At 72.6% G+C, this 24,147-nt stretch carries 21 protein-coding genes; 4 read left to right on the forward strand and 17 right to left on the reverse strand.

Annotation, left to right across the window (positions count from 1 at the left end; all coding sequences use genetic code 11):
* Window positions 1–8 precede the first annotated feature (8 nt).
* From ACFYP4_RS24690 to ACFYP4_RS24710, 5 genes are all read right to left on the reverse strand, one after another.
* Window positions 9–2,549 (reverse strand): zinc ribbon domain-containing protein, encoded by a 2,541-nt coding sequence (locus ACFYP4_RS24690; protein WP_388788061.1) that lies wholly within the window; start codon window positions 2,547–2,549, stop codon window positions 9–11.
* A 145-nt stretch (window positions 2,550–2,694) separates the two neighbouring features.
* Window positions 2,695–3,390: a demethylmenaquinone methyltransferase gene (locus ACFYP4_RS24695; RefSeq protein ID WP_358850971.1), complete on the reverse strand. Its 696-nt coding sequence runs from the start codon at window positions 3,388–3,390 to the stop codon at window positions 2,695–2,697.
* A gap of 95 nt (window positions 3,391–3,485) precedes the next feature.
* Window positions 3,486–4,853 (reverse strand): acyltransferase family protein, encoded by a 1,368-nt coding sequence (locus tag ACFYP4_RS24700; RefSeq protein WP_388788064.1) that lies wholly within the window; start codon window positions 4,851–4,853, stop codon window positions 3,486–3,488.
* Window positions 4,850–7,165 carry a bifunctional polysaccharide deacetylase/glycosyltransferase family 2 protein gene (locus ACFYP4_RS24705; protein WP_358850973.1) on the reverse strand — a complete coding sequence of 772 codons (2,316 nt, stop codon included), beginning with the start codon at window positions 7,163–7,165 and terminating at the stop codon, window positions 4,850–4,852. The genes ACFYP4_RS24700 and ACFYP4_RS24705 overlap by 4 nt, the downstream gene beginning before the upstream one ends.
* Before the next feature lie 18 nt (window positions 7,166–7,183).
* Window positions 7,184–7,573: a hypothetical protein gene (locus ACFYP4_RS24710; protein ID WP_358850974.1), complete on the reverse strand. Its 390-nt coding sequence runs from the start codon at window positions 7,571–7,573 to the stop codon at window positions 7,184–7,186.
* A gap of 307 nt (window positions 7,574–7,880) precedes the next feature.
* Between ACFYP4_RS24710 and ACFYP4_RS24715 the strand changes: the two genes are divergently transcribed.
* Window positions 7,881–8,912, forward strand: coding sequence for a chitinase (locus ACFYP4_RS24715; RefSeq protein ID WP_358850975.1), 1,032 nt, complete (start codon window positions 7,881–7,883; stop codon window positions 8,910–8,912).
* Window positions 8,913–8,932: 20 nt separating this feature from the next.
* Here the strand turns inward: ACFYP4_RS24715 and ACFYP4_RS24720 are convergent, their stop codons facing one another.
* From ACFYP4_RS24720 to ACFYP4_RS24740, 5 genes are all read right to left on the reverse strand, one after another.
* Window positions 8,933–9,532, reverse strand: a complete 600-nt coding sequence (locus ACFYP4_RS24720) for a hypothetical protein (RefSeq protein WP_358850976.1) — start codon at window positions 9,530–9,532, stop codon at window positions 8,933–8,935.
* Between the two features lie 7 nt (window positions 9,533–9,539).
* Complete coding sequence (mqnC, locus tag ACFYP4_RS24725) at window positions 9,540–10,739, reverse strand: cyclic dehypoxanthinyl futalosine synthase (RefSeq protein ID WP_358850977.1); 1,200 nt, start codon at window positions 10,737–10,739, stop codon at window positions 9,540–9,542.
* A gap of 71 nt (window positions 10,740–10,810) precedes the next feature.
* Window positions 10,811–11,551 carry an A24 family peptidase gene (locus tag ACFYP4_RS24730; protein WP_358850978.1) on the reverse strand — a complete coding sequence of 247 codons (741 nt, stop codon included), beginning with the start codon at window positions 11,549–11,551 and terminating at the stop codon, window positions 10,811–10,813.
* Between the two features lie 58 nt (window positions 11,552–11,609).
* A complete protein-coding gene (locus ACFYP4_RS24735) occupies window positions 11,610–13,418 on the reverse strand; it encodes a protein kinase (protein WP_358850979.1) in 1,809 nt (602 codons plus the stop codon).
* A 66-nt stretch (window positions 13,419–13,484) separates the two neighbouring features.
* A complete protein-coding gene (locus ACFYP4_RS24740; RefSeq protein WP_358850980.1) occupies window positions 13,485–14,333 on the reverse strand; it encodes a menaquinone biosynthesis protein in 849 nt (282 codons plus the stop codon).
* Window positions 14,334–14,688: 355 nt separating this feature from the next.
* Between ACFYP4_RS24740 and ACFYP4_RS24745 the strand changes: the two genes are divergently transcribed.
* A complete protein-coding gene (locus ACFYP4_RS24745) occupies window positions 14,689–14,892 on the forward strand; it encodes a cold-shock protein (protein ID WP_006138897.1) in 204 nt (67 codons plus the stop codon).
* 105 nt (window positions 14,893–14,997) lie between these two features.
* Here the strand turns inward: ACFYP4_RS24745 and ACFYP4_RS24750 are convergent, their stop codons facing one another.
* Both ACFYP4_RS24750 and ACFYP4_RS24755 read right to left on the reverse strand, forming a co-directional pair.
* Window positions 14,998–16,893 carry an AMP-dependent synthetase/ligase gene (locus tag ACFYP4_RS24750; RefSeq protein WP_388788071.1) on the reverse strand — a complete coding sequence of 632 codons (1,896 nt, stop codon included), beginning with the start codon at window positions 16,891–16,893 and terminating at the stop codon, window positions 14,998–15,000.
* 236 nt (window positions 16,894–17,129) lie between these two features.
* Window positions 17,130–18,437, reverse strand: a complete 1,308-nt coding sequence (locus tag ACFYP4_RS24755) for an acetyl-CoA C-acetyltransferase (RefSeq protein WP_358850982.1) — start codon at window positions 18,435–18,437, stop codon at window positions 17,130–17,132.
* An 85-nt stretch (window positions 18,438–18,522) separates the two neighbouring features.
* On the opposite strand from ACFYP4_RS24755, the gene ACFYP4_RS24760 reads away from it, so the two are divergent.
* Together ACFYP4_RS24760 and ACFYP4_RS24765 are read left to right on the forward strand one after the other, a co-directional pair.
* A complete protein-coding gene (locus tag ACFYP4_RS24760) occupies window positions 18,523–19,839 on the forward strand; it encodes a 3-oxoacyl-ACP reductase (protein ID WP_358850983.1) in 1,317 nt (438 codons plus the stop codon).
* Window positions 19,840–19,874: 35 nt separating this feature from the next.
* The gene (locus tag ACFYP4_RS24765; RefSeq protein WP_358850984.1) at window positions 19,875–20,765 is read left to right on the forward strand and encodes a MaoC/PaaZ C-terminal domain-containing protein; all 891 of its coding nucleotides are present in this window, start codon (window positions 19,875–19,877) and stop codon (window positions 20,763–20,765) included.
* Here the strand turns inward: ACFYP4_RS24765 and ACFYP4_RS24770 are convergent.
* The 5 genes from ACFYP4_RS24770 to ACFYP4_RS24790 all read right to left on the reverse strand — a co-directional run bounded on the left by ACFYP4_RS24770 (window position 20,710) and on the right by ACFYP4_RS24790 (window position 24,097).
* Window positions 20,710–21,372: a TetR/AcrR family transcriptional regulator gene (locus ACFYP4_RS24770; protein WP_358850985.1), complete on the reverse strand. Its 663-nt coding sequence runs from the start codon at window positions 21,370–21,372 to the stop codon at window positions 20,710–20,712. The genes ACFYP4_RS24765 and ACFYP4_RS24770 overlap by 56 nt on opposite strands.
* 52 nt (window positions 21,373–21,424) lie before the next feature.
* The gene (locus ACFYP4_RS24775; RefSeq protein ID WP_388788076.1) at window positions 21,425–21,727 is read right to left on the reverse strand and encodes a DUF4229 domain-containing protein; all 303 of its coding nucleotides are present in this window, start codon (window positions 21,725–21,727) and stop codon (window positions 21,425–21,427) included.
* Between the two features lie 120 nt (window positions 21,728–21,847).
* Window positions 21,848–22,384 (reverse strand): GNAT family N-acetyltransferase, encoded by a 537-nt coding sequence (locus ACFYP4_RS24780; RefSeq protein ID WP_358850987.1) that lies wholly within the window; start codon window positions 22,382–22,384, stop codon window positions 21,848–21,850.
* Between the two features lie 7 nt (window positions 22,385–22,391).
* A complete protein-coding gene (mqnE, locus tag ACFYP4_RS24785; RefSeq protein ID WP_358850988.1) occupies window positions 22,392–23,555 on the reverse strand; it encodes an aminofutalosine synthase MqnE in 1,164 nt (387 codons plus the stop codon).
* An 86-nt stretch (window positions 23,556–23,641) separates the two neighbouring features.
* Window positions 23,642–24,097, reverse strand: a complete 456-nt coding sequence (locus ACFYP4_RS24790) for an Lrp/AsnC family transcriptional regulator (protein ID WP_358850989.1) — start codon at window positions 24,095–24,097, stop codon at window positions 23,642–23,644.
* Window positions 24,098–24,147: the final 50 nt, after the last annotated feature.

The following is a 24,147-nucleotide window of genomic DNA, read 5'->3' on the forward strand; positions in this document are numbered from 1 at the left end:
CGCGGCGCTCAGGTGAGTTCCCAGGACTCGAGGGCGACCCGGAAGGTCTCCGCGAGGTCGCCCTCCCACAGCTCGTCGTGGCCGACGATCATGATCGCGTACTCGGTGCCGTCGTCGGCGACGTAGCCCTGGTCCTTGGCGTGGACCGTCCGGCCGGACTCGTCCGTGTACGTGTACTCCCAGACCGCGCCCGCGCGCCCCTGGAAGGTGTTCCGCTCCAGCTTGATCCGGTGGTAGCCGGTGTCCTTCCGCTTCGCCGTCTTCTCCAGGGTCACGAAGTTGTCGTACGAGGTGTAACCGGCGTTCGCGATCACGCCGACCTGGAGGTGCTCGAGGCCGGTCGATCCCGCGTACGTCACCTGTGTGCCGTTCTTGACGCCCTCGCGTGCCCACACGTCCGGGACGGCGAAGGAGAAGCCCATCGGGTCGGCCAGCCGGTGGTAGCCGTCGGGGACTCCGGGGGCCGCCGCGGCCCCTTCCGTGGGTTCACCGGACGGCACCGGGTCGTCGGTGGCCCGCGGGGACGGAGTCCGGCCGTCGGCCGTCGGGGAGGATGCGGGCGCGGGCGTCGTCCGGGTCCGCGCCTTGTTCGACGTGCCGTCCGACTCCATGTCCTGCCAGACCAGCACTCCGGCCGCGGCCCCGCCCCCGACGGCGAACGCCGCCGCGAGCGTGACCACCCAGACGACTGCCCGGGTCCGGGGCTTCGCGGTGACGGCCGGGGCGGGGCTGTACGCGGGCGCGAGGGCGGGGGCGTACGGCGGTGCGGGTACGGGGGAGGAATCCGGAGCGTGCGGAGGGGCGGCGGGAGCGGACGCGGGGGCGGCCGGTGCCTCGTGTCCGAGCCGCACGGTGTGGGGGTCGCCGGCGGCGGACGCGTGCGGCCGGGGAGCCGGATGTCCGGCGGGGGTGCTCGGCATCGGCGGGACCGGCGGTGCGATCACCGTCGTCCGCGCCCCGGCCAGCTGAAGGAGATACGGCGCGAGGAAGGCCGCGGCGAGGATCCACAGCAGCCCGAGGAGCAGCGCGTCCGGGACGCTCACCCCGATGCCGAAGCTGCCGGTGAGAGCATCCCCGGAGCCGGAGCCGGAGCCGAACCCGGGGCCGGACCCGCCGGACGGGCCGCCCGCCACCTCGAAACGAAAGCCGCCGATCCCGGCCAGCAGCAGGAACAGCCCGAAGAAGATCCCCGCCGCCAGCAGCTGCTCGCGCCGGTCGGCCGAGCGCCGTGCGGCCGACAGTCCCAGGGTGAGCGCGCAGACCAGGCCGAGGGCCAGCGCACCCGCCACGGCCCAGGAGTTGGCGGCGTCGCCGAGTTCGGAGAGGCCGAAGGCCTGGTGCTCGTACCCGCCGCCGTAGGGCGTGCTTCCGCGGGCCTCCACCTCGACGGGTGCGCCCCAGGACAGGCCGAGGGCCAGCACCGCCAGGTTGGGCAGCAGGAGCAGCACGATCAGGAACGGCGACACTCCGGAGGCGTCCAGGTCGGAGGTGTCACCGCGATCGTCGCCGAGCGCGTAGAGGACGAGGACGACTAGGGAGCAGAGCACCAGGACGACGGCGAGCGCGCGCAGCGCGGTGCCCGTCGCCCGTAGGCACGCCCGCGCGCCCGGCCGGGCGGCGAGCCACCGGCTCAGGCCGTCGCGGTGCAGCACCCCGCAGGCGACGGCGAGGCCGAGCAGCAGCGCGCCGAGCGCGGCGAGCCACGGCGAGGTCGAGATCTCGACCTCGCCCGCGACGGTCGGCTGCGCGAACAGCCCCGTCACGAACACGGCGCCGGTGATCAGCAGTGCGACCCGCACGGCCGCTTCGAGGCCGGCGGTCGTGCCGTGCGGTGCCCGCGGGGCGGACCGGGTGCGCAGCATCCGTACGCCGGCGTAGCACGCGGCGATCCACAGCGCGGTGACGGTGAGCGGGATCAGCGACAGCTGTCCGCCGCCGCCGAACTCGGAGGCGAAGCCGCCGCCGTCCCCTCCCCCGAACACCGAGTCGGACGCCTCCTTCAGCTCGAAGCCGCCGCCGAGCGCCTGGAGCAGCACGGCCAGGGCGATCCGCATCCGGTCGGCGAATCCGACGACCACCTCGTCGTCCTGCCCGTAGGACGGGATCGCCAGCGCCAGGGCCGCGACGAGCAGCAGTCCGACCGGCCAGAGCGCGGCCTTCGCGGCCCCGGCCCAGTCGCCCCGGAAGGTGCGGCCGAGGAAGGCGCCGAAGGGGGACGGCCCGGCGGACACGGGCGCGGCGCCGAACGGGGACGGCCCGGCGGGCACGGGTGCGTGGACGGGCGGGGGCGGCGGCCCCGGCGGCAGGGCTCCCGGCGGCGGAGCGCCGGGCGCGGTCACCGCCGCCGGGGCGGGCGGCGGCTGCGGGGGCCTTCCCGGCAGGGCCGGCGGCCCGGGTGCGGCGCCGGGGGCGGCCGGGCCCTCCGGAGCCGGGGCCGGTGCCGACGGGGCCTCGGCGGCGGGCGCCGGGACCCGTTCCCGGCCGCACGTCATGCAGAAGCGCGCCTCGTCGGGGGCGGGGGCTCCGCAGTGCGGGCAGTACGACGCCATGGGAACGCTCCGTCAGTGAGAGAACTCGTGCCGTGACCGGACGAAGTCAGGCGTAAGGAACGGACACGAGTTTCCCATTGACCGGTTCCGGACAACGCCCCCTTCGTACGGGTGAATTGGCGCGCTGCCGGCCGGCCGGGCGTGTTCAGCCCTGCTTACGGCCCCGGTGCAGCGCCACGACGCCACCGGTCAGGTTCCGCCAGGCGACCTTCGACCAGCCCGCCTTCTGCAGGCGTTCGGCGAGGGCGGGCTGGTCGGGCCAGGCGCGGATGGACTCGGCGAGATAGACGTACGCGTCGGGGTTGGAGGACACCGAGCGGGCGACCGGCGGCAGCGCCCGCATCAGGTACTCGGTGTACACCGTCCGGAAGGGCGCCCAGGTGGGGTGCGAGAACTCGCAGATCACGACCCGGCCGCCGGGCTTGGTGACCCGGTACAGCTCGCTCAGTGCCGCGTCCGTGTCCTGCACGTTGCGCAGCCCGAAGGAGATCGTCACCGCGTCGAAGGTGTCGTCCTTGAAGGGCAGTTTCGTCGCGTCGCCTGCCGTCAGCGGCAGCCAGGGGTTGCGCCGCTTGCCGACCTGGAGCATGCCGAGCGAGAAGTCGCAGGGCACCACGTAGGCGCCGGTGCGGGCGAAGGGGAGGGAGGAGGTGGCGGTGCCTGCGGCCAGGTCCAGGATCTTCTGGGCGGGCCGGGCGTCGACCGCCTTCGCGACCTCCTTGCGCCAGAGCCGGGCCTGGCCGAGTGACAGCACGTCGTTCGTCAGGTCGTACCGTTCCGCCACGTCGTCGAACATCGAGGCGACTTCGTGCGGCTGCTTGTCCAGGGATGCGCGGGTCACGGTCCCATTGTGGCAGTAGGGGCCGGGCGCGTGCCGGGCGCCCGGCCCCGCGCACCGGTGGAGAGGCCGCCGCGCACCGGTGGAGAGGCCGCCGCTCAGGGCAGCAGCTTCGGCTTCTTCTTCGCCGCCACGTCCTCCACCCATCCCGCGAGCGGGAGCGCGATCCAGATCAGCACCCAGCCGACGGCGAACATGAACCACTGGCTCTCCAGCGGCAGATACGCCTCGAAGGCGGGCACCTTCCAGAGCCGGTCGATCAGCGGGACCGCCAGCACGAGCGCGATCTCGTGCCAGAGGTAGATCGTCACCGCCCGCCCGTTGAAGACCGTCACGATCCGGTCGAGCCGCTTGAACCGGGCGAGCCTGGCGAAGTCGACGCCGTAGTACGCCTTGAAGTACATCAGCAGGGTCACGAACCCGGCCGACCAGAAGGCCTGGGCGAGCGGGATGTCGTCGAGGTCGTACGTTCCGGTTTCCGCCTGGTGCGCGAGGGCGTACCAGCCGCCGTACGCCAGGGCGGCCAGTGACAGCAGGACCACCGCGGCCGGTTTCAGCCGCTGGAGGACGCCCTCGCGGTGCGCGAAGCCGGCCAGCCAGCAGAACAGATAGGTGGCGAGGTCCGTCAGCGCGGAGCCGAACCGGTCGTCCGGCGGCCGCCAGGCGTACTGGAACACGACGATCGGCGCGAGGGACAGGACCAGCACCGCGACGGGCGCCGTGCGGAAGATCCGCAGCAGCACCGGCGACAGGAGGACGAACCAGAGGTACGTGCGCAGGTACCAGAGGATCTCCCAGGCCTGCTGCCCCCAGGCGTTGCCCGGCGGGTCGCCGAGGGGCACCACCCAGAACACGATCTGCCAGCCCGGCATCCAGCCGTGGACGAGCATCGCCACCACGACGAACGCGCCCCAGAACCAGAACGGCGGCAGCAGCCGGCGCACCCGGCTCCTGACGACCTGGAGCGCGGGCCGTTCCAGGGACTTGGCCATCAGGGTCCCGGCGAGCGCGAACATCACGCCCATGGACGGGAACACCATGCCCGCCCAGGCCCAGCCGAAGGTGTGGTAGGTCACCACGCGGACCAGCGCTACGGCGCGCAGCGTGTCGAAGTACCGGTCCCGGCCGCCGGCCACCGCCGGTCCGGACCTCCGGGATTCCGCGGGCGGGGGCGCGACCGGGCCGGGCTCCGGCGGCGCGGCGGCCGGCCCGGGCGCCGGATCCCCGGGAGCGGGATGCCCCGAGTACCCCGGCTCCTGCGGGTACTCCCAGGGCCCCTGCCCGTACGCATCCGGCTGCTCGGGCGGCGCATACGCATCCGGCGGCACGGGCTGCGCGTACGGCTCGGGCCGCGCGTACTGATCCCACGGCTCGGCCTGCGCGTACGGCTGCGGCGGCGCGTACGGTCCGGGCTGCGGGTACCCGTGGTCGTACCCGTGGCCCTGCTGCTCCGGGCCCCGGATCATCGCCCCGCTCCCGTCGGGGTGCCGACCTCACCGGTGCGCTTGAGCTTCTGCCATCGGAGGCGGCCGCCGGTGAGGGCCGTGACACAGGAGTGGATCAGGACCAGGTACATCATCTGGCGGTACGCGAGCTGCTGGAGGGGCAGCATCGCGAGGTAGCGGTACTTCTCCCGGTCCAGCCGGAACGCGTACGCCGCGCAGACGAGTTGGACGGCGAGGACGGCCAGCCAGGCGAGCAGCGCCGCCCAGAAGTCCACGAAGAGCATCGAGTAGACGGTGAACACGTCGATGAGCGGGGCGAAGACCGGCGTGAAGACCTGGAAGAGCACGACCAGCGGCATGCCCACGCGGCCGAAGCGGCCCGAAGGCCCCCTGTCCGTCAGGGACTTGCGGTGCTTCCACAGCGCCTGCATGGTGCCGTAGCTCCAGCGGTAGCGCTGGCTCCACAACTGCTTGAGCGAGCCGGGCGCCTCCGTCCACGCCCTGGCGTGCTCCTGGTAGACGACCCGCCGGCCCGCCCGGTGCATCGCGATGGTGATGTCGGTGTCCTCGGCGAGCGTGTCCTCGCTCATGCCGCCGACCTCCAGCACCGCGTCCCGGCGGAACGCGCCGATCGCGCCCGGGATGGTGGGCATGCAGCGCAGCAGGTCGTACATGCGGCGGTCGAGGTTGAAGCCCATGACGTACTCGATGTGCTGCCAGGCGCCGATCAGGGTGTCGCGGTTGCCGACCTTGGCGTTGCCGGCGACGGCGCCGATCTCCGGGTCGGCGAACGGCTGCACGAGCTGGTGCACGGCGTCCGGCTCGAAGACGGTGTCGCCGTCCATCATCACGACGATGTCGTGACGGGCGTTGCGCACACCGTTGTTGAGCGCGGCCGGCTTGCCCGCGTTCTCCTGCCGGATGACGCGGACGTTCGGCATGCCGAGCGACTCGGCGATCTCGGAGGTGTTGTCGGTCGAGCCGTCGTCGACGACGACGATCTCGATCGGGTGGGTGCTTCTCGCCAGTGATTTCAGGGTGTTGGCGATGCACTCCTTCTCGTTGTAGGCGGGCACGATCACGGTCACCGGCCGGGTGACCGCGGGACCCCAGCTGAACTTCCCGCCTCTGCCGCGTTTCCTGTTGCGCTGCCTGTGATGGCGGCGGGCGAGGACGAGCATCATGCCGAAACGGCCGAGGACGGCGACGCCCACGACGGCCAGGAACCAGGCGAGGCCGGGCACCACCCACTCGGCCACCGCGACCGCCGCGACGAGTGCCCTGCCCTCGTAGAGCACGGTGCCGGAGGCCGTGCGGTGGGCGGCCTGTTCCGCGTTCACGGCGGCCGCTCCGCCCGCGCCCGGGTTCTGCTGCCCCTGCGGAGCGCCGGACGGCTGCGGTCCGGTCCCGCTCGCGCCGGTCCGCCCGGTGTCCTCCTGCGCGTTCTGCCGGGCGAGTTCGGCCCGGGCGCCGCTGACCGTGGTGAAGGTGTAGCCCTTCGCCTTCATCTTCTTGATGTACGTGTCCAGCGCCTCGACCGTCTGCGCGCGGTCGCCGCCCGCGTCGTGCATGAGGACGACGGCGCCCTTGTTCTTCTTCGGCGTCGCCCACTGGACGATCTTCGAGACTCCCGGCTTCTTCCAGTCGTCGCTGTCGGTGTCGACGAAGACGCTGGTGTAGCCCAGGCCGCCGACCTCCTTGTAGACGGGCCAGCTGTAGTTGTCGACGGCGTTGATCTCCGAGGAGTACGGGGCGCGGAACAGGGTCGTGGTGATCCCGGCCGCGCCCGCCAGCGCGAGCTGCGTCTGCTGGAGCTCGCGCCGGAGCCGGGCGGTGCTCTGGTAGGAGAGGTCGACGTGGGTGAAGGTGTGGATGCCGACCTCGTTGCCCTGGTCGACGAGGTCGTCGACGACACCCGGGTAGCGGGTGACCATCGAGCCGACCACGAAGAACGTGCCCTCGACGTCGTTGTCCTGGAGCACCTTCATGATCTCGGGCGTCCAGGTCGGGGTCGGGCCGTCGTCGAAGGTGAGCGCGATGGTCTTCTCCGGCATCGACCGGGTCGTCGCCCTGCCGCCGTCGAAGGTGAGCAGGGGTCCGCCGTCGAGGATCTTCTGGGGGACCTTGTCGTAGGCCGCGCCGTCGCGCACCCGTGCGTCGTTGCCGATCTCGGAGCGCAGGTAGCCGTCGAGCAGCATCACGCTGATGAGGCCGAGCAGGATCAGCAGCGCGAGGATCACGCGGGGTTTCTGGAGGGCCGCGGCCTTTCCGGCCGCCCGCTCCATCCTGGTGGGGGCGCGTCGGCGACCGTGCGGGGACGTCGTCGTAGTCATGAGGGTGGGTGTGTTCCGTCAGTTGGCGCCGGTGGAGGCGGACACGGAGGGGGACGGGGACGCGCCGGTGGCGGTGGGCGCCGCCCCGCCGGGCAGCGCGGGCGGGGTGCCGAGGCCGCCCTCGGGGCGGGCGCCGCCGGGGCCGGAGTTCTGGGTGCCGGCCGGGCCGCCGCCGAAGGGCAGCAGCGAGGACGGGGTCAGCGAGGTGCCCCAGCCCATGAAGGCCATGCCGAGCACGACCGCGTACCCGAGACAGACGGCACCCACGAGCATGCCGATCCGGCGCAGCAGTCGTGCTCTGCGCCCGGAGCTGTCGACGAACACGGGGCCCTCGGCGGGCCCGCCGCCGCTCTTGCGGCGGCGGGCGCGCGAGGAAGTGCGGTTATCGATGGCGGACTCGGATTGCATTCCCCGGACATTAGAACCTCTTTATGTGCCGAGAACTCGGTTTCTCATGTGAGGCACCCATGAGAACGCGCCGACCCTGTCCTTTCCCTGAGAGAATGCGGGCCCGTCCGTCACACGAACCGCCACCGCCTGTGCGACATTCGTCCCGAATTCGTGACCGATTCGCCCGATTCGCGAACCGCGAGGCCGTCGCGCCTGTGGATCCGCTGTATTCAGGATTCACGGCCCGGTGTGCCACATTCCTTCCGCGGGAACTCAATTCTGTTTCCCTTCCGAGACGGACATCACGAGAGCGGGTGCACGGGCAATGCGGAGTTTCCTGAAGCGGGGTGCCGGACTCGTCTGCCTGGCGGCCCTGGCCTGCGCCGGCTGTTCCCCGGGCGCGGACGGCACGTCGGACGCGCCGCCGGGAGCCGGCCCGCCCACGGCCTCCTCCACCGCGCGGGCACGGACGTCGGGCACCGCTTACGAGCCGTACGTGAGCGCCACGACCGCCGCGGCCGGCCTGGACACCGCCGGCTCGCCGTCGACGTACAACCTGGCGTTCGTGATCTCCGACGGCAGCGACTGCACGCCGAAGTGGAACGGGACGCAGGCCCTCGGCGACTCGGCGGTGAAGTCCCGCATCTCCGCCCTGACGGACACCGGTGCCGCGGTCCGCGTCTCCTTCGGCGGCGCCTCCGGCAAGGAGCTGGCGGCCACCTGCGACAGCGCCGCCGAACTGGCCGAGGCCTACGGCGCCGCGCTGGACGCGGCCGGGGCGACCCGGGCCGACTTCGACATCGAGGGCGACGAGCTGACGGACTCCGCCTCGGTCGCCCTGCGCTCCGAGGCCATCGCGCTGCTCCAGAAGGAACGCACCGGCCTGGAGGTCTCCTTCACCCTGCCGGTGATGCCCTCCGGCCTGGACGCCGACGGGCTGGCACTCCTGGAGTCCGCGAACGACCACGCCGTGAAGGTCTCCACCGTCAACATCATGACGATGAACTACGGCAGTTCGTACGCCGGTGACATGGGCGACTACGCCAGGACGTCGGCCGAGGCCGCGCACGACCAGCTGGCGGACGTCTTCGGTCTCCCGTCGAAGGCGGCCTGGCAGGGACTCGCGCTCACCTCGATGATCGGCGTCAACGACGTCGACAACGAGACGTTCACCCTCGCCGACGCGGCCGAGGTCCGCTCGTTCGCCGAGAAGAAGGGCGTCGCGTGGGTGTCCATGTGGTCCACCTTCCGCGACCGGAGCTGCGAGGACGGCGACTCCGCTGCCGACGACCCGGCCACCGACTGCAGTGGCGTGAAGCAGAGTTCGGGCGCCTTCGCGGAGGCGTTCGCGGGCTGAGCCGGCGCCAGGTGCCGTGATCAGCGGCTCCGGTACACCAGCCGCCCGCCGATCACGGTCGCCACGCAGGTCCCCGCGCCACGCCGGACCAGTTCGGCGCGGTCCGCCACGTCGAACACGGCGAATCGGGCGGGACCGCCGGGCACCAGCGCCGGCAGCACGATCAGCGGGCTCGGGGACAGTGCCGCCGGACCCGGGAGTCGGTCCGGCCGCCGTCCCACCGCGAGGCCGACCCTGCGCACCGCTTCGGCCACGGCCGGCGACCGCAGTTCCCCGGCCACCGCCACCGTGCCGTGCGCCAGCATCCGCTGGATCCCGCGCCGCGCGCTCGCACCGACGCGTGCGGGATCCGCGCGGAAGATCCGCCGGGCCCGCTCCCCGCCGATGGGCTTGGTGCCGAAGCCGTCGGCCTCGCGCGGGTCCGGGTGGTACATAGCTTCCAGAAGCTCCGGGCCGTACGGGTTGAGCAGTCCCGGCGTCAGGATGCCGGGCCAGCGCCGCACCTTCGCGTCCGGGTGGGCGGCGACCAGTTCCTCGTACCGGCCGACGGCGGCGACGGCTGCCCCGTCGACCAGGACCGCTGCCTCGGGCGACTGCTCGGCTACGTGAAGTGTCAGCACCAGGGGCCTAGTTGGAGGCGAGCAGCTTCAGCTCGGGGTGAGCCGTGCCGCCCTCGATCGCGGTGGACGAGATGTGCGAGACGACGCGCTCGTCGACGGGGTCGTCCGCCGGGTCGTCGTGCACCACGATGTGCTCGTACGTCGTCGTCCGCTGCGCCGGGACGCGGTCCGCCTTGCGGATCAGGTCGATGATCTCCATGCGGTTGGAGCGGTGCCTGGCACCGGCGGAGGAGACCACGTTCTCCTCCAGCATGATCGAACCGAGGTCGTCGGCGCCGTAGTGCAGCGACAGCTGGCCGACCTCCTTGCCGGTGGTGAGCCAGGAGCCCTGGATGTGCGCGACGTTGTCGAGGAACAGCCGGGCGATGGCGATCATCCGCAGGTACTCGAAGAGCGTGGCCTGCGTCTGGCCCTTCAGGTGGTTGTTCTCGGGCTGGTAGGTGTACGGGATGAACGCGCGGAAGCCGCCGGTGCGGTCCTGCACGTCACGGATCATCCGCAGGTGCTCGATGCGCTCGGCGTTCGTCTCGCCCGTGCCCATGAGCATGGTGGAGGTGGACTCGACGCCCAGGTTGTGGGCGGCCTCCATGATCTCCAGCCAGCGCTCGCCGCTCTCCTTCAGCGGGGCGATGGCCTTGCGCGGGCGCGCCGGGAGCAGCTCCGCGCCGGCGCCCGCGAAGGAGTCCAGGCCGGCGGCGTGGATGCGCTGGATGGCCTCCTCCACCGACACCTTGGAGATGCGGGCCATGTGCTCGACCTCGGAGGCGCCGAGGGAGTGGATGACCAGCTGCGGGAACGCCTGCTTGATCGCGCCGAAGTGCTTCTCGTAGTACTCGACGCCGTAGTCCGGGTGGTGCCCGCCCTGGAACATGATCTGCGTGCCGCCGAGCTCGACCGTCTCCGCGCAGCGGCGCAGGATGTCGTCGAGGTCGCGCGTCCAGCCCTTGGCGGTGTCCTTGGGGGCCGCGTAGAACGCGCAGAACCTGCACGCCGTGACGCACACGTTCGTGTAGTTGATGTTGCGTTCGATGATGTACGTCGCGATGTGCTCGGTGCCCGCGTACCGGCGGCGGCGCACCGCGTCGGCGGCGGCGCCCAGCGCGTGCAGCGGGGCGTCGCGGTAGAGGTCGAGTGCCTCTTCGGGAGTGATCCGCCCACCCTCGGCGGCACGGTCGAGGACGGACTGGAGGTCGGCCTTCTCGGTCACCGGGTGTGTCCCTTTCGTAAGGGTGTGGACAGACCCGACCACCCTACGCCAGCCCCCTCGGGAGCCCGACGTCAGGCCGCGTACGCCCCGATCAGCAGGCCCACGAAGGCTCCCGCGAGCAGGAACGGGCCGAAGGGCATCGACGTCCTGCGTCCGGCGCGCCGCACGACCACGAGCGCCAGCCCGTACAGCCCCCCGAACAGGAAACCGGCGAACGTCCCGAGGAACAGCACGCTCCACCCGTACCAGCCGAGCACGGCGCCGAGTCCCAGCGCGAGCTTCACGTCCCCGAACCCCATGCCCCGGGGGCTGATGAGGAAGAGCACGAAGTACGCGCCGCCGAGCGCGAGCGAGCCGGACAGCGCGGTCGGCCAGTCGCCCGCGTGCCCGGGCGCCAGGGCGGCCCCGCCGAGCAGGGCGAGCGCGGCGCCCGCGAGCGGCAGGGTGAGCGCGTCGGGCAGCCGCTGCACGCGGAAGTCCACGACGGCCAGCAGCACGGCGAGGGGGGCGAGGAGCAGCCAGACGACGAGTTCCGGCCGGATCCCGGTGGCCGGCGCGAGAGCGGCGCAGACGAGGGCGGTGGCGAGGCAGACGGCGGGGGTGCCGGGCCCGTACCGGTCGCCGTCCGCGCAGCGCGCCCGGCCGAACCAGCCGCCCGCGGCCCCGGTGATCGCGTGTCCTGCGGGGCAGCGGTCCCGCCAGGGCTCGTCCGGGTCGACGGCGAGACGGTAGGCGGCCCGCGGCACCAGCAGCCCGGCGGCCGCACCCCACCCGGCGGCGACGGCGGTCAGCACCCCCACGTCGAGATCCACGCACACACCCTACGCAGGCGTGCCGTGCGGAAGAACCTCAACGGCTCGCCGCCCACCCCTACTTGACCTTGGACATCCGCGCGGTCGGGTTGCCGGCCGCCTGGTTGTCCGTCTCGTAGGAGAGGTCGTCCCCGACCGGCGTCAGGCGCACCGCGTGTCTGCCCGTCGTGCACTGCGAGCCGTTGCTCTTCCTGGCCACGCTGGTGGCGACGAGCTGCTTCGGCGTGACCTTCCTCAGGATCAGGACGTCGTCGCAGACACCGCCGATCTGGTCGGTCTGCCGGAACGTGCCGAACTCCTCGCCGGGCTTCGCCCGGCGGACGGTGACGCGGATCGTGCCGGCGGGGAGGGCGCCGTCGAGCGCGAGGGCCCTGCCCTCCCAGGTGCCGAGGTAGGAGGCGGGGATGCCGGACGCGTCGCTCCCGGCGTCGGGCGCGCTCCCCGAGGCCGACGGGCTCCCGCCCGCCGTGTCGTTCCCGCCCGAGCCGCCGCCCTGCATCAGCTGGAACAGGAACACGGAGCCCACCGTCACCGCGGCCAGCGCCCCGGCGACCGCCAGCGCGACCGTGCAGCTCAGCTTCCGGCCGCGCCCGTTCGCGCCGGGCGCGGAGGCCGCAGCCACGCTCACGGACAGCCCGCCCGGCGTCGGCACGGCGGCCGCCCCGCTCGGGTGCGCGTCCTGGGGCGGCACGGCGCCCTCGGCCCCCGCGGCGTGCTCCGGCCGGGACAGAGGGCCACGCGGCACGGCCGGACGGGCGGGCGCCGGCATCACGGGCGCCGGCCCGAACACCCCCTTCGGCGGCTCTCCGAACGCCCCGTCGTCGCCCGCCGGACCTGCGCCGTCGAAGGGCCCGGCATCCCGGTCGGACCCCGCTTGCGCCGGCAGTCCCGCTCCCGCGCCGGACACCGCCCCCGACGTCCCCGGCACCGACGGGCTGGTGAAGCCCACGAGCCCCGAGGGCGCCGTCCCCGCGGCCTCCAGGTTCAGCAGCTGGACGGCGCTGCGGCTGACCTGTTCCACGAGCGGTCCCGGCAGCCAGCCCGCCGCCACCAGCCGGGCCGCCCCGTGCGGGGCCAGCCGCCCGGCGACCTCCCGCGGGGCGGGGCGGTCACCGGGGTCCTTCGCCAGGCAGCGGACCGCCAGTTCCCGCAGTTCGCCCGCCAGTTCGCCGAGCACCGGCTCCTCGTGCACCACCTTGTAGAGGAGGGAGGCGGACGAGTCGCCGGGGAAGGGCGGCTGCCCGGTCGCCGCGTACGCCAGTACCGCGCCCAGGGAGAAGACGTCCGCGGCGGCCGTGACCCGCTTGCCGAGGATCTGTTCGGGCGACATGTAACCGGGCGAGCCGACCGACACCCCCGTCGAGGTCAGGGAGGCCGTGCCGTCCGTGGCCCGGGCGATGCCGAAGTCGATCAGCAGCGGGCCGTCGACGGTCAGCAGGACGTTGGACGGTTTGACGTCACGGTGGACCAGGTCCAGCGCGTGCACCGCTTCGAGCGCCTCGGCCAGGCCCGCGCCCAGGACCCGTACGGAGTGCTCCGGCAGCGCGCCGCGCTCCCCGACCGCGCCCGCCAGCGAGGGCCCCGCCGCGTACCCGGTGGCCACCCAGGGCACGGGTGCCTCCGGGTCGGCGTCCAGTACCGGGGCCGTCCAGGCGCCCCCGACCCGGCGCGCGGCGTCCACCTCGCGCCGGAAACGGGCGCGGAACTCCTCGTCGAGCGCGAAGTGCGGGTGCACCATCTTGACCGCGACCGTGCGGCCGCCCGCGCTGCGGCCCAGATAGACCCGGCCCATACCGCCCGAACCGAGCCGGCCGAGCAGCCGGTAGGGCCCCACGACGGTGGGCTCGCCCACATCCAGCGGCCGCATGGCCCCCACCCCTCCCCCGTACGCTGTGCGTTCCCCAGCAGCGTAGTGCCGCCGGGCCCGGGAGCCTCAGGGCTTCAGCAGCTCCACCGTCACGTCCGCCGGGAACCCGGTCGTGGGTCCGACCCGGCGGGCGAACTCCGCGACGGCCTCCAGCTGCGGGCCGCCGAAGCGGAAGTCGAGCGTCGTGAAGTACTCCTCCAGCACCCGCTCGTCGAAGGCCTCCCAGCGGGCCGCCTGCTCGGCGACCTTGCCGACCTCGTCGAGAGAGAGGTCCCGGGAGGCGAGGAAGGCCTCGTGCACCTTGCGGGTGACGGCGGGCTCACGCTCCAGGTAGTCGCGCCGGGCCGCCCACACCGCGAAGACGAACGGCAGACCCGTCCACTCCTTCCACAGGGCGCCCAGGTCGTGCACCTCCAGGCCGAATTTCGGTCCGTCGAGGAGGTTGGCGCGCAGCGCCGCGTCGCCGATGAGGACGGCGGCGTCGGCCTCCTGCATCATCAGGCTGAGATCGGGCGGGCACGTGTAGTACGACGGCTCGACGCCGACCTTCTCGGCCAGCAGCAGCTGGGCGAGGCGGACGGACGTGCGCGAGGTGGAACCGAGGGCGACCCGGGCGCCGTCCAGTTGCTCCAGCGGGACCTGCGAGACGATCACGCAGGACATCACCGGTCCGTCGCAGCCGACCGCGATGTCGGGGAAGGCGACCAGTTCGTCGGCGTGCCGGAGGAATTCGACGAGCGTGATCGGCCCGATGTCGAGGTCGCCCCGCACCAGTTTCTCGCTGAGCTTCTCCGGGGTGTCCTTGGTGAGCTCGAAGTCGAGGAGCGTGCCCGTTCTCGCGAGCCCCCAGTACAGGGGCAGGCAGTTCAGGAACTGGATGTGGCCGACGCGCGGCCGGGTGCGAGAATTGTCCACATCGCGAGGCTAGCCCCCATGCGGTACGGTGCAGGCTCCGGGTCCCCGAGTGGTGTGTGAAACCCTCCCGACCTCTTGTGTCAACCCTCGCGACAGCGAGTCGGCACCGCGACGTCAACCCAGACCGGACGGCGGTCAAACATCCGGGTGACGTGATCTTCACCTCTGTTGCTTTCGGCTGCCCGCGTGCTAGGCTCGCCGCACGTTGCAGTTTGGTTTCCCTTGCAGTACAGAGCCTGCGGAGCATGTGACCGCGGGCTCTCGTCTTATTCAGATAAATGCAGTTGTCAACACGCAGTTGTTTACACCTTGCAGGTTCTGGAGCAGGGCAACCCTTTGGGCCCAGGGAGGGCTTATGGCTACCGGAACCGTGAAGTGGTTCAACGCCGAAAAGGGCTTTGGCTTCATTGCCCAAGAAGGCGGCGGCCCGGACGTCTTCGTCCATTACTCCGCCATCAATGCGAACGGCTTCCGTTCTCTCGAGGAGAACCAGGCCGTTTCCTTCGACGTCACGCAGGGCCCGAAGGGTCCGCAGGCGGAGAACGTCACCCCGATGTAAGCCTTCGGCTCCCAGAGCCGATGCTTTGATCCGGAACGAAAAGCAGTACCCAAGGAGCCCCGCACCGGTTTGGTGCGGGGCTCCTGCCTTTTCCCGGCCCACCGGTCACCGCGCGTACATCGCCTCCACCTGCCGGGAGAAGTCCCGCAGGATCGCCTCGCGGCGCAGTTTCATCGACGGCGTCAGATGTCCGGCCTCCTCCGTGAACGCGCCGGGCAGGACGGCGTAGCGGCGGATCGACTCCGGCCGCGAGACGAGTTTGTTGGCCTCGTCGACCGCGCGCTGGAGCACGGCGTGCAGGTCCGGGTCGTCCAGCAGCAGTTCCGGCGGGACGCTGTGCTTGCCGTTCATCCGGCGCCAGTGGGTGATGCCCTCGGGGTCCAGGGTGATGAGGGCGGTGACGTAGGGGCGGCGGTCGCCGAGGACCAGGCACTGGGCGATCAGGGGGTGTGCGCGCAGCCAGTCCTGGAGCGGGGCCGGGGCCACGTTCTTGCCGCCGGCCGTGATCAGGATCTCCTTCTTGCGGCCGGTGATCGTCAGATAGCCGTCGTCGTCCAGCTCGCCGATGTCGCCCGTGGCGAACCAGCCGTCCGGAGCCGCGGGGACGACACCGCCCGCGTGCGGGTCCCAGTAGCCCCGGAACAGCTGCCCGCCGCTCAGCAGCACCTCGCCGTCGCCGGCGATGCGCACCCGGGTGCCGGGCATCGGCCGGCCGACGGTGCCGAGCCGCGGTTTGAGCGGCGGGGTCACGGTGGCGGCCGCGGTGCTCTCGGTCAGGCCGTAGCCCTCGTAGATCTCGATGCCGGCGCCGGCGTAGAAGGCGGCCAGGCGGCGGCCGAGCGGGGAGCCGCCGCAGATCACGTGCCGGACCCGGCCGCCGAGGGCGATGCGGATGCGGCGGTAGACGAGCGGGTCGTACAGGGCGCGGGCCGCGCGCAGACTCCGGTTGGGGCCGGGACCCGTGCCGTGCTGCCGGGCCTCGAGGGCCTCGCCGTAGCGGCACGCGATGTCCGCCGCCCGGTCGAAGGAGGAGCCGCGGCCCAGCTTCTCGGCGGTCGCGCGGCCGGTGTTGAAGACCTTCTCCAGGACGTACGGGATGGCCAGCAGGAAGGTGGGCCGGAAGCTCGCCAGGTCGGCGAGGAGATCCTCCGTGCGCAGGCTCGGGGCGTGGCCCAGTCTCACCCGCGCCCGCAGGCAGGCGATCGCGACCATCCGGCCGAAGACGTGCGAGAGGGGCAGGAAGAGCAGGGTGGAGGCGGCCTCCGAGGTCTTCGCCCTGAAGACGGGGTGGAGCATCTCGATCGCGTTGTCGATCTCCGCGAAGAAGTTGCCGTGGGTGAGGACGCAGCCCTTGGGGCGGCCGGTGGTGCCCGAGGTGTAGATGAGGGTGGCGAGGGTGTCGGGCCCCAGCACCCCCCGGCGTACGGCGACCTCCTGGTCCGGCACGTCCCGGCCCCGTTCGGCGAGCCGGTCCAGGTGGCCCTTCTCGAAGACCCACATGTGCCGCAGGTCGGGTATCCGGTCGCGCTCGGGGCCGAGGGCGGCGGCCTGGGTGACGGACTCCACGGCGAGGGCGACGGCCCCCGAGTCCTGGAGGATCCACCGGGTCTGGAAGGCGGAGGAGGTCGGGTAGACGGGGACGGTGACCAGGCCGGCCGCCCAGGCGGCGAAGTCGAGGAGCGTCCACTCGTACGTCGTCCGCGCCATGATGGCGATGCGGTCGCCCGGTGCCAGGCCCTCGGCTATCAGGCCCTTCGCGACCGCGAGCACCTGGGCCGCGAAGTCGGCCGCGCTCACGTCGCGCCAGCCGCCGTCCGCGTCCTTGCGGCTGAGGACGGCGTCCCCGGGGGCCGCGCTCGCGTTGTCGAACGGGATGTCCGCGAGTGAGCCGTGGGTGACGGGGGCCACGAGCGGCGGCAGGGACACCTCGCGCACGACGCCGTCCAGCCGCTTGATCTCCGGTTCCGGCAGCGGGGACGGGGACGCGTACGGGCTGGACACGGGGCGGCTCCTTGGCTGCGGGGACCCGGGCCGGGCGAGGGTCGTGCGTTCTCATACGGCGCTGACGGGTGGGGAGTTCAGGCGGCTGGGCGGCGTCGGCCACCGGGGTGGGACGGGGATCGTACGGGGCCCGCGTGTGGGGTGTGTGGGGCTCCGGGGCGGGCGGCGTGCGGGTTACCGCCGGTAGGTGTGGGCGGCCGGAGAGGGCGGAACGGTCTCCGGGCGGCCCCGGGGCGTCACCGGCGCTCCAGGATCGCCGTCACCCCCTGGCCGCCGGCCGCGCAGACGGAGATCAGGCCGCGGCCGGGGGTGCCCCGTTCCGCCAGGAGGGCGGCGAGGGTCGCGACGATGCGGGCACCGGTCGCGGCGAAGGGGTGGCCGGTGGCCAGGGACGAGCCGGCGACGTTGAGGCGGGCGCGGTCCACCGGGGCGAGCCCGCGTTTCTCCCAGGCGGCCAGCGTGGCGAGGACCTGGGAGGCGAACGCCTCGTGGATCTCGACGAAGTCGAAGTCCTCGATGCCGAGCCCGGCCCGCTCCAGCATGCGCGGCACCGCGTACGCGGGGGCCATCAGCAGTCCGTCCGTGCCGCCCGCCACGTCACCCCCGGCGAAGTCGACCGCGGCACTCTCGTACGCCGTCAGGTACGCGAGCGGCTCGAGCTCCCGCGCCGCCGCCCACTCCTCGCTCGCCAGCAGGACGACGGCCGCGCCGTCCGTGAGGGGTGTCGAGTTGCCCGCCGTCATCGTCGGAGCGGGAGCGTCGGTGCCGAACACCGGCTTCAGGGTGGCGAGTTTCCCGGCCGTGGAACCCGGCCGCAGGTTCTGGTCGCGGGCGAGGCCCCGGAACGGCACCACCAGGTCCTGGAAGAGGCCGCGTTCGTACGCCGCCGCCAGCCGCCGGTGGCTCGTCGCGGCGAGTTCGTCCTGCGCCTCGCGGGTCACCCCCCAGGCGCGGGCGGTGACGGCGGCGTGCTCCCCCATCGACAGGCCGGTGCGCGGCTCGGCGTTGCGGGGGATGTCCGGGACGAGGTGGGCGGGCCGGATCCGGGCCAGCGCCTTCAGCCGCGCCCCCGCCGACTTCGCGCGCCGCGCCTCCAGAAGGATGCGGCGCAGCCCGTCGTTGACGCCGAGAGGCACGTCGCTCGCCGTGTCGGCGCCGCCCGCGACGGCGGACTCCGTCTGACCGAGGGTGATCTTGTTGGCGGCGGCGATCACCGCCTGGAGACCGGTGCCGCAGGCCTGCTGGATGTCGTACGCGGGAGTGCGGGCGTCCAGGGCCGAGCCGAGCACGGTCTCGCGGGCGAGGTTGAAGTCGCGGCTGTGCTTGAGGACGGCGCCGGCGACCAACTCCCCCACCGCGCCGGGCTCCTGGAGCCCGAACCGCGCCGCCAGGCCGTCGACGGCCGCGGTCAGCATCTCCCGGTTGGAGGCCGTCGCGTACGGGCCGTCGGAGCGGGCGAAGGGGATGCGGCAACCGCCGATCACCGCGACGGCGCGCGGGGGCGCCGCACCGGGGTGCGCCGTCGCCGGACTGAGGGGGTTCATCTCGACCTTCTCCTGACCCTGCCGTAGCCTTACCACCGGTAACCTTACTCTGGAGTAAAGTAACGTCCCCGCTGGGAGTTGGACAATGGCCGACCGCTATCTGGGTTTCGCCGGCACCGCGCCGGGCCGCTTCCTGACCCGCAGGCTCGGACTGCCGCAGCCCGCCGCACTGCACCGCTGGTCGGCCGGACGGCCCACGCTGGAAGGGCCGTTGCTGCACCTGACGGCGGGCAAACCGGCGCTCGACCTGGCGGACGTGCCGGCCCGCACGGGTCTGCGGGTGCGGACCGACGCCGAACGGCCCGCCGCCGTGCTCCTCGACGCCACCGGTGTCACCGACGTCGGCACGCTCGCCGACGTCCACGCGGCACTGCACCCCGTGGTCCGCTCGGTCGCCGCCAGTGGACGGATCGTGGTCCTCGGAGCACCGCTCGACCCCGCCGACCACCATCAGGCCGCCGCCCAGCAGGCACTGGAGGGGTTCGTGCGCTCGCTGGGCAAGGAGATCGGCCGGGGCCGCACGGTCACGCTGGTCCGCGTCCACGGCACGGCGACGGCCCCCGCCCTCGAATCGACGCTCCGCTTCCTCCTGTCCCCCAGGTCCGCCTACGTCAGCGGACAGGTGATCGAGGTCGGCGCGGGCGAGGTGACCGCCCCCGGGGACTGGACGCGGCCCCTCGCCGGACGGACCGCGCTCGTCACGGGAGCCGCGCGTGGCATCGGCGAGGCGGTCGCCGCGACCCTGGCCCGCGACGGAGCCACGGTGGTGTGCCTGGACGTGCCCTCGGCACAGGCGGAACTGACCTCGGTCGCGGAGCGGCTCGGCGGGAGGGCGCTCGCGCTCGACATCACCGCCGGCGACGCGGTCGCCCGCATCACGGACGCGCTGCCCGACGGGCTCGACGTCCTCGTCCACAACGCGGGCATCACCAGGGACCGGCGGCTCGCCAACATGACCGCCGAGCGCTGGAGTTCGGTGCTCGACGTGAACCTGGCGAGTGTGCTCCGCACGACGGACGCGCTGCTGGCCGCCGGGGTGCTGCGCCACGGCGGCCGGATCGTGGCCACGGCGTCCATCGCGGGGATCGCAGGCAACGCGGGTCAGACGAACTACGCCGCGAGCAAGGCGGGGATCGTCGGGCTGGTGCGGTCACTGGCGCCGCGGGCCCTTGCCGAGCACGGGGTCACGGTGAACGCGGTCGCTCCCGGGTTCATCGAGACCCGGATGACGGCCGCCGTTCCCCTTCTCATCCGTGAGGCGGGCCGCCGGATGAACTCCCTCGGACAGGGGGGACTTCCGGTGGACGTCGCCGAGGCGACGGGCTATCTCGCCCACCCCGCGTCCGGCGGGGTGAACGGGCAGGTGCTCCGGGTGTGCGGGCAGAGCCTGCTCGGAGCGTAGGACTCACCCGCCCGGCCCGACCCCCTGGAGCCCCCGTGCAGACCCGGACCGTTCTCGACGCGCCGCCCGCCCTCACCCCCCTCCTCGCCCGCGGCGCCGCCCTCTCCCCGGTGAAGCGACGCCCCCGCCCCGGGGCCACCGCCCCCCGGACCCGGCTCGTCCTGCCGGGCGTCCGCATCGACCTCGCCCGGCTCGCCGCGTACGAGCGGGTGTGCGGCTTCGCGACCGGCGCCGACGCGCTGCCGGTCACGTACCCGCACGTCCTCGGCTTCCCGCTCGCCATGCGGCTCATGGCGGCCCGCGCGTTCCCGCTCCCGCTCCTCGGCCTGGTCCACACGTCGATCGAGATCACCCGGCACGAGGCGCTCAGCACCACGGGCGAGTACCAACTGGACGTGCATGTAGCCGAGTTGCGGCCGCATCGCCGCGGCACGGAGGCGGTCGTGGTCACCGAGGCCAGGACCGACGACGACACCGCCGTCTGGGAGTCCCGCAGCACCTACCTCGCCCGGCACCGCACGGCGACACCGCCGGCCCCGCCCGGGCCCAGGCCACCCGCGTCACCCGGCCGGGAACAACTGCCCGCGACGGCCGCCTGGCACCTCGCCGCCGGCCTCGGCCGCCGCTACGCCGCCGTCTCCGGTGACCGCAACCCGATCCACCTGCACCCCCTGACCGCCCGCCTGTTCGGCTTCCCCCGGGCCGTCGCGCACGGCATGTGGACGGTCGCCCGCTGCCTGGCGGAACGCCCCGCGGACGGCCCGGTGCGCGTGCGCGCCGAGTTCCGGGCCCCCGTCCTGCTCCCGGGCACGGTGACGTACGCGTCGAGGGGCCCCGCGTTCGAACTCCGCGGAGACGGAGGCCTGCACCTCACGGGAGAGGTGCACCCCTTTGCTCGGGCGGCGACCAGGGCCGCCCCTCCATGAGCTCGCCGAGGCCCGCCCAGGCGAAGTTCATGAGGGTCGCCGCCGCCTGCTTGGCGGAGACCTCCGGCGTGGCGTTGGCCCAGGCCGCGAGCGACTCGGCGGCACCGACGAGGGCTTCCGCGAGCCCAGCGACCTCGCGCTCGGCGAGCGAGGGATCCCGGTGCGCCTCCCGCGCGGCGATGACAATCAACTGGGTGACGAACGCGACGAGTTCCTCCCGCATCGCGGTGACCTCGGCGGCGAACGGCTCCCCGTGCGTGCGGGCCTGCCGGTGCAGCACGGACCAGCCGTCGGGGTTCTGCGCGGTGTGCGTGAAGAACGCCCGCAGCCCTTCCCAGAGTTGACGGTCGGCGGCCAGCCCCGGCCGCACCCCCGCGCGCACCGCCGCGGTCAACGCCTTGGCCTCACGCCGGATGCACGCCGTGAACAGGTCTTCCTTGGAGTTCAGGTACAGGTAGACCAACGGTTTGGACACGCCCGCCAGATCGGCGATCTCGTCCATCGACGCGGCCCGGTACCCCCGCTGACCGAAGGTCCGTACGGCGGCGTCGAGCATCTGCCGCTCCCGCACCGCACGCGGCATCCGCTTGTTCTTCACAGCACCCATACGGGCAAGCGTACGATCGGCCGCGCACGGCCGCGTGACGCGGAACGGAACGTCAGGAAGTGTGGCTCCGCGCGCCCCGGGCGGCGTCGTCGACGACGTCCTCCTGGTTACGGTTGCGCTCCAGGTTGGCCTTGGCGCGGTCGACCCGGGCCACGACCTGCGCCGAGGCGCGGTCGCGCTCGCCGCGGAGCACGACGAAGCTGATGGGCGCGGAGATCACCAGGGCGAGCAGGACGACCCACATGTAGTTGGAGTCGCCGAGGCCGCGCGGCGCGACGCCGGAGTAGACGAGGCCCCAGACGACCACGAAGCAGCCCGCGAAGATCCCAAGGCGCATCAGTGTGTAGCGGAGCATCTCAATCCACTCTTCCGTTCCGTGGGGCTTCCCCGGCTCGGCGGAGCCGAGAGAGCGGGGAAGTTCCCAAAGGGCATTCTCCAGTGAAGCACGGCCGAAAGCGGATCTTTCGCCGGGGGTTCAGTTCCCGGTGAGGGCCAGCGGCAGCAGCATCGTGATGTCGTCCCGGTCGTCGCCGGGCGCCACCCGGATCGCGCCGGGCACCCGCCCGACCTCCTTGTAGCCGCAGCGGGCGTAGAAGTGCTCCAGGCCCTCGCCGCCGCGGCAGGTGAGCCGGATCGCCTCGATCCCGGGGAGGGACGCGGCGGCCTCCTCGGCGGCGGCCAGCAGATCGCGGCCGTACCCCCTGCCCTGGTGGCGGGGGTGCACCATCACGGTGTACAGCCACAGCCAGTGCCTCATCAGCCGGTGCGTGTTGAGGGCGAGGAAGGCGGTGGCGGCGACGGCGCCGTCCTCGTCGTGGCCGACGAGGAGACGGGTGCGCCCCTCGGTCATCGCGGCGAGGTGCTTGAGCCACTCGGGCCGGATGTCCTCGGCCGTCACGGGCGGTACGAAGCCCACGGAGCCGCCCGCGTTGGAGACGTCCGTCCACAGCGCGAGCACGCCGTCACGGAGCTCCGGGCCCACGGGCGGGTCCAGGCGGAAGGTCAGCGCCATCGCGGGGTCAGACCCGCATCGGCTGGGGGGACTCGCGGCGCGCCGGGTCGGGACCGTCGTACTCGCGGATGATCTCGTAGCGCGTGTTGCGCTCGACCGGGCGGAAGCCCGCGTCGCGGATCAGGTCGAGCAGGTCCTCGCGGGTCAGCTTGTTCGGCGTGCCGTAGTTGTCCGCGTCGTGCGTGATCTTGTACTCGACGACCGAGCCGTCCATGTCGTCGGCGCCGTGCTGGAGGGCGAGCTGGGCGGTCTGCACGCCGTGCATGACCCAGAACACCTTCACGTGCGGCACGTTGTCGAAGAGGAGCCGGGAGACCGCGAAGGTCTTGAGGGCCTCGGCGCCGGTCGCCATCTGCGTGCGCGCCTGGAGCCGGTTGCGGACCTTGCCGTCCTTCACGTCCACGAAGTCGTGCTGGTAGCGCAGCGGGATGAAGACCTGGAAGCCGCCGGTCTCGTCCTGGAGTTCACGCAGGCGCAGCACGTGGTCCACGCGGTGGCGCGGCTCCTCGATGTGGCCGTACAGCATCGTGCACGGGGTCTTGAGACCCTTCTCGTGCGCGAGGCGGTGGATGCGCGACCAGTCCTCCCAGTGGGTGCGGTGGTCCACGATGTGCTGGCGGACCTCCCAGTCGAAGATCTCGGCGCCGCCGCCGGTCAGCGACTCGAGACCGGCATCGATCAGCTCGTCGAGGATCTCGGAGGCCGACAGCCCGGAGATGGTCTCGAAGTGGTGGATCTCCGTCGCCGTGAAGGCCTTCAGGGAGACCTCCGGGAGTGCCTTCTTCAGCTCGCTCAGGGAGCGCGGGTAGTAGCGCCACGGCAGGTTCGGGTGCAGGCCGTTGACGATGTGCAGCTCGGTGAGGTTCTCGCCCCGCATCGCCGTGGCGAGCCGGACGGCCTCCTCGATGCGCATCGTGTACGCGTCCTTCTCGCCCGGCTTGCGCTGGAACGAGCAGTACGCGCAGGAGGCGGTGCACACGTTCGTCATGTTCAGGTGGCGGTTGACGTTGAAGTGGACGACGTCGCCGTTCTTCCGCGTCCGCACCTCGTGCGCGAGGCCGCCGAGCCAGGCCAGGTCGTCCGACTCGTACAGCGCGATGCCGTCCTCGCGGGTCAGCCGCTCACCGGCCCGGACCTTGTCCTCCAGCTCGCGCTTGAGCCCGACATCCATGCGTGCACCTCTCCCTGTGACAAACCGTGTCCACGGTACTCCCCCGCACTTCGCGGGCGAGCGGCCCCCGTCGGGCGCTTCGCGCCCTACTCCTCCTCGGGCAGCTCGCCGACGCGGTTCTCCCACTTCGTGGAGAGCACGATGGTCGTGCGGGTCCGGGAGACGCCCCTGGTGCCGGACAGCCGGCGGATGGTCTTCTCCAGACCGTCCACGTCGCTGGAGCGCACCTTGAGCATGAACGAGTCGTCGCCGGCGATGAACCAGCAGTCCTCGATCTCCGTGAGGTCCTTGAGCCGACGGGCCACGTCCTCGTGGTCGGCGGCGTCGGAGAGCGAGATGCCGATCAGGGCGGTGACGCCGAGGCCGAGCGAGGCGGAGTCGACCGTCGCGCGGTAGCCGGTGATGACACCGGCGGCCTCCAGCCGGTTGATGCGGTCGGTGACGCTGGGTCCCGACAGTCCGACGAGGCGTCCCAGCTCCGCGTAGGAGGCCCGGCCGTTCTCCCGGAGGGCCTGGATGAGCTGTCTGTCCACCGCGTCCATGCGATCGATAGCCTTCCGCTGAAGAGATCCTGAAAGTTGATGACGTGCCG

Origin of the sequence: Streptomyces sp. NPDC005551, from assembly GCF_042871785.1 — a bacterium.
Taxonomy (GTDB): Bacteria; Actinomycetota; Actinomycetes; order Streptomycetales; family Streptomycetaceae; genus Streptomyces.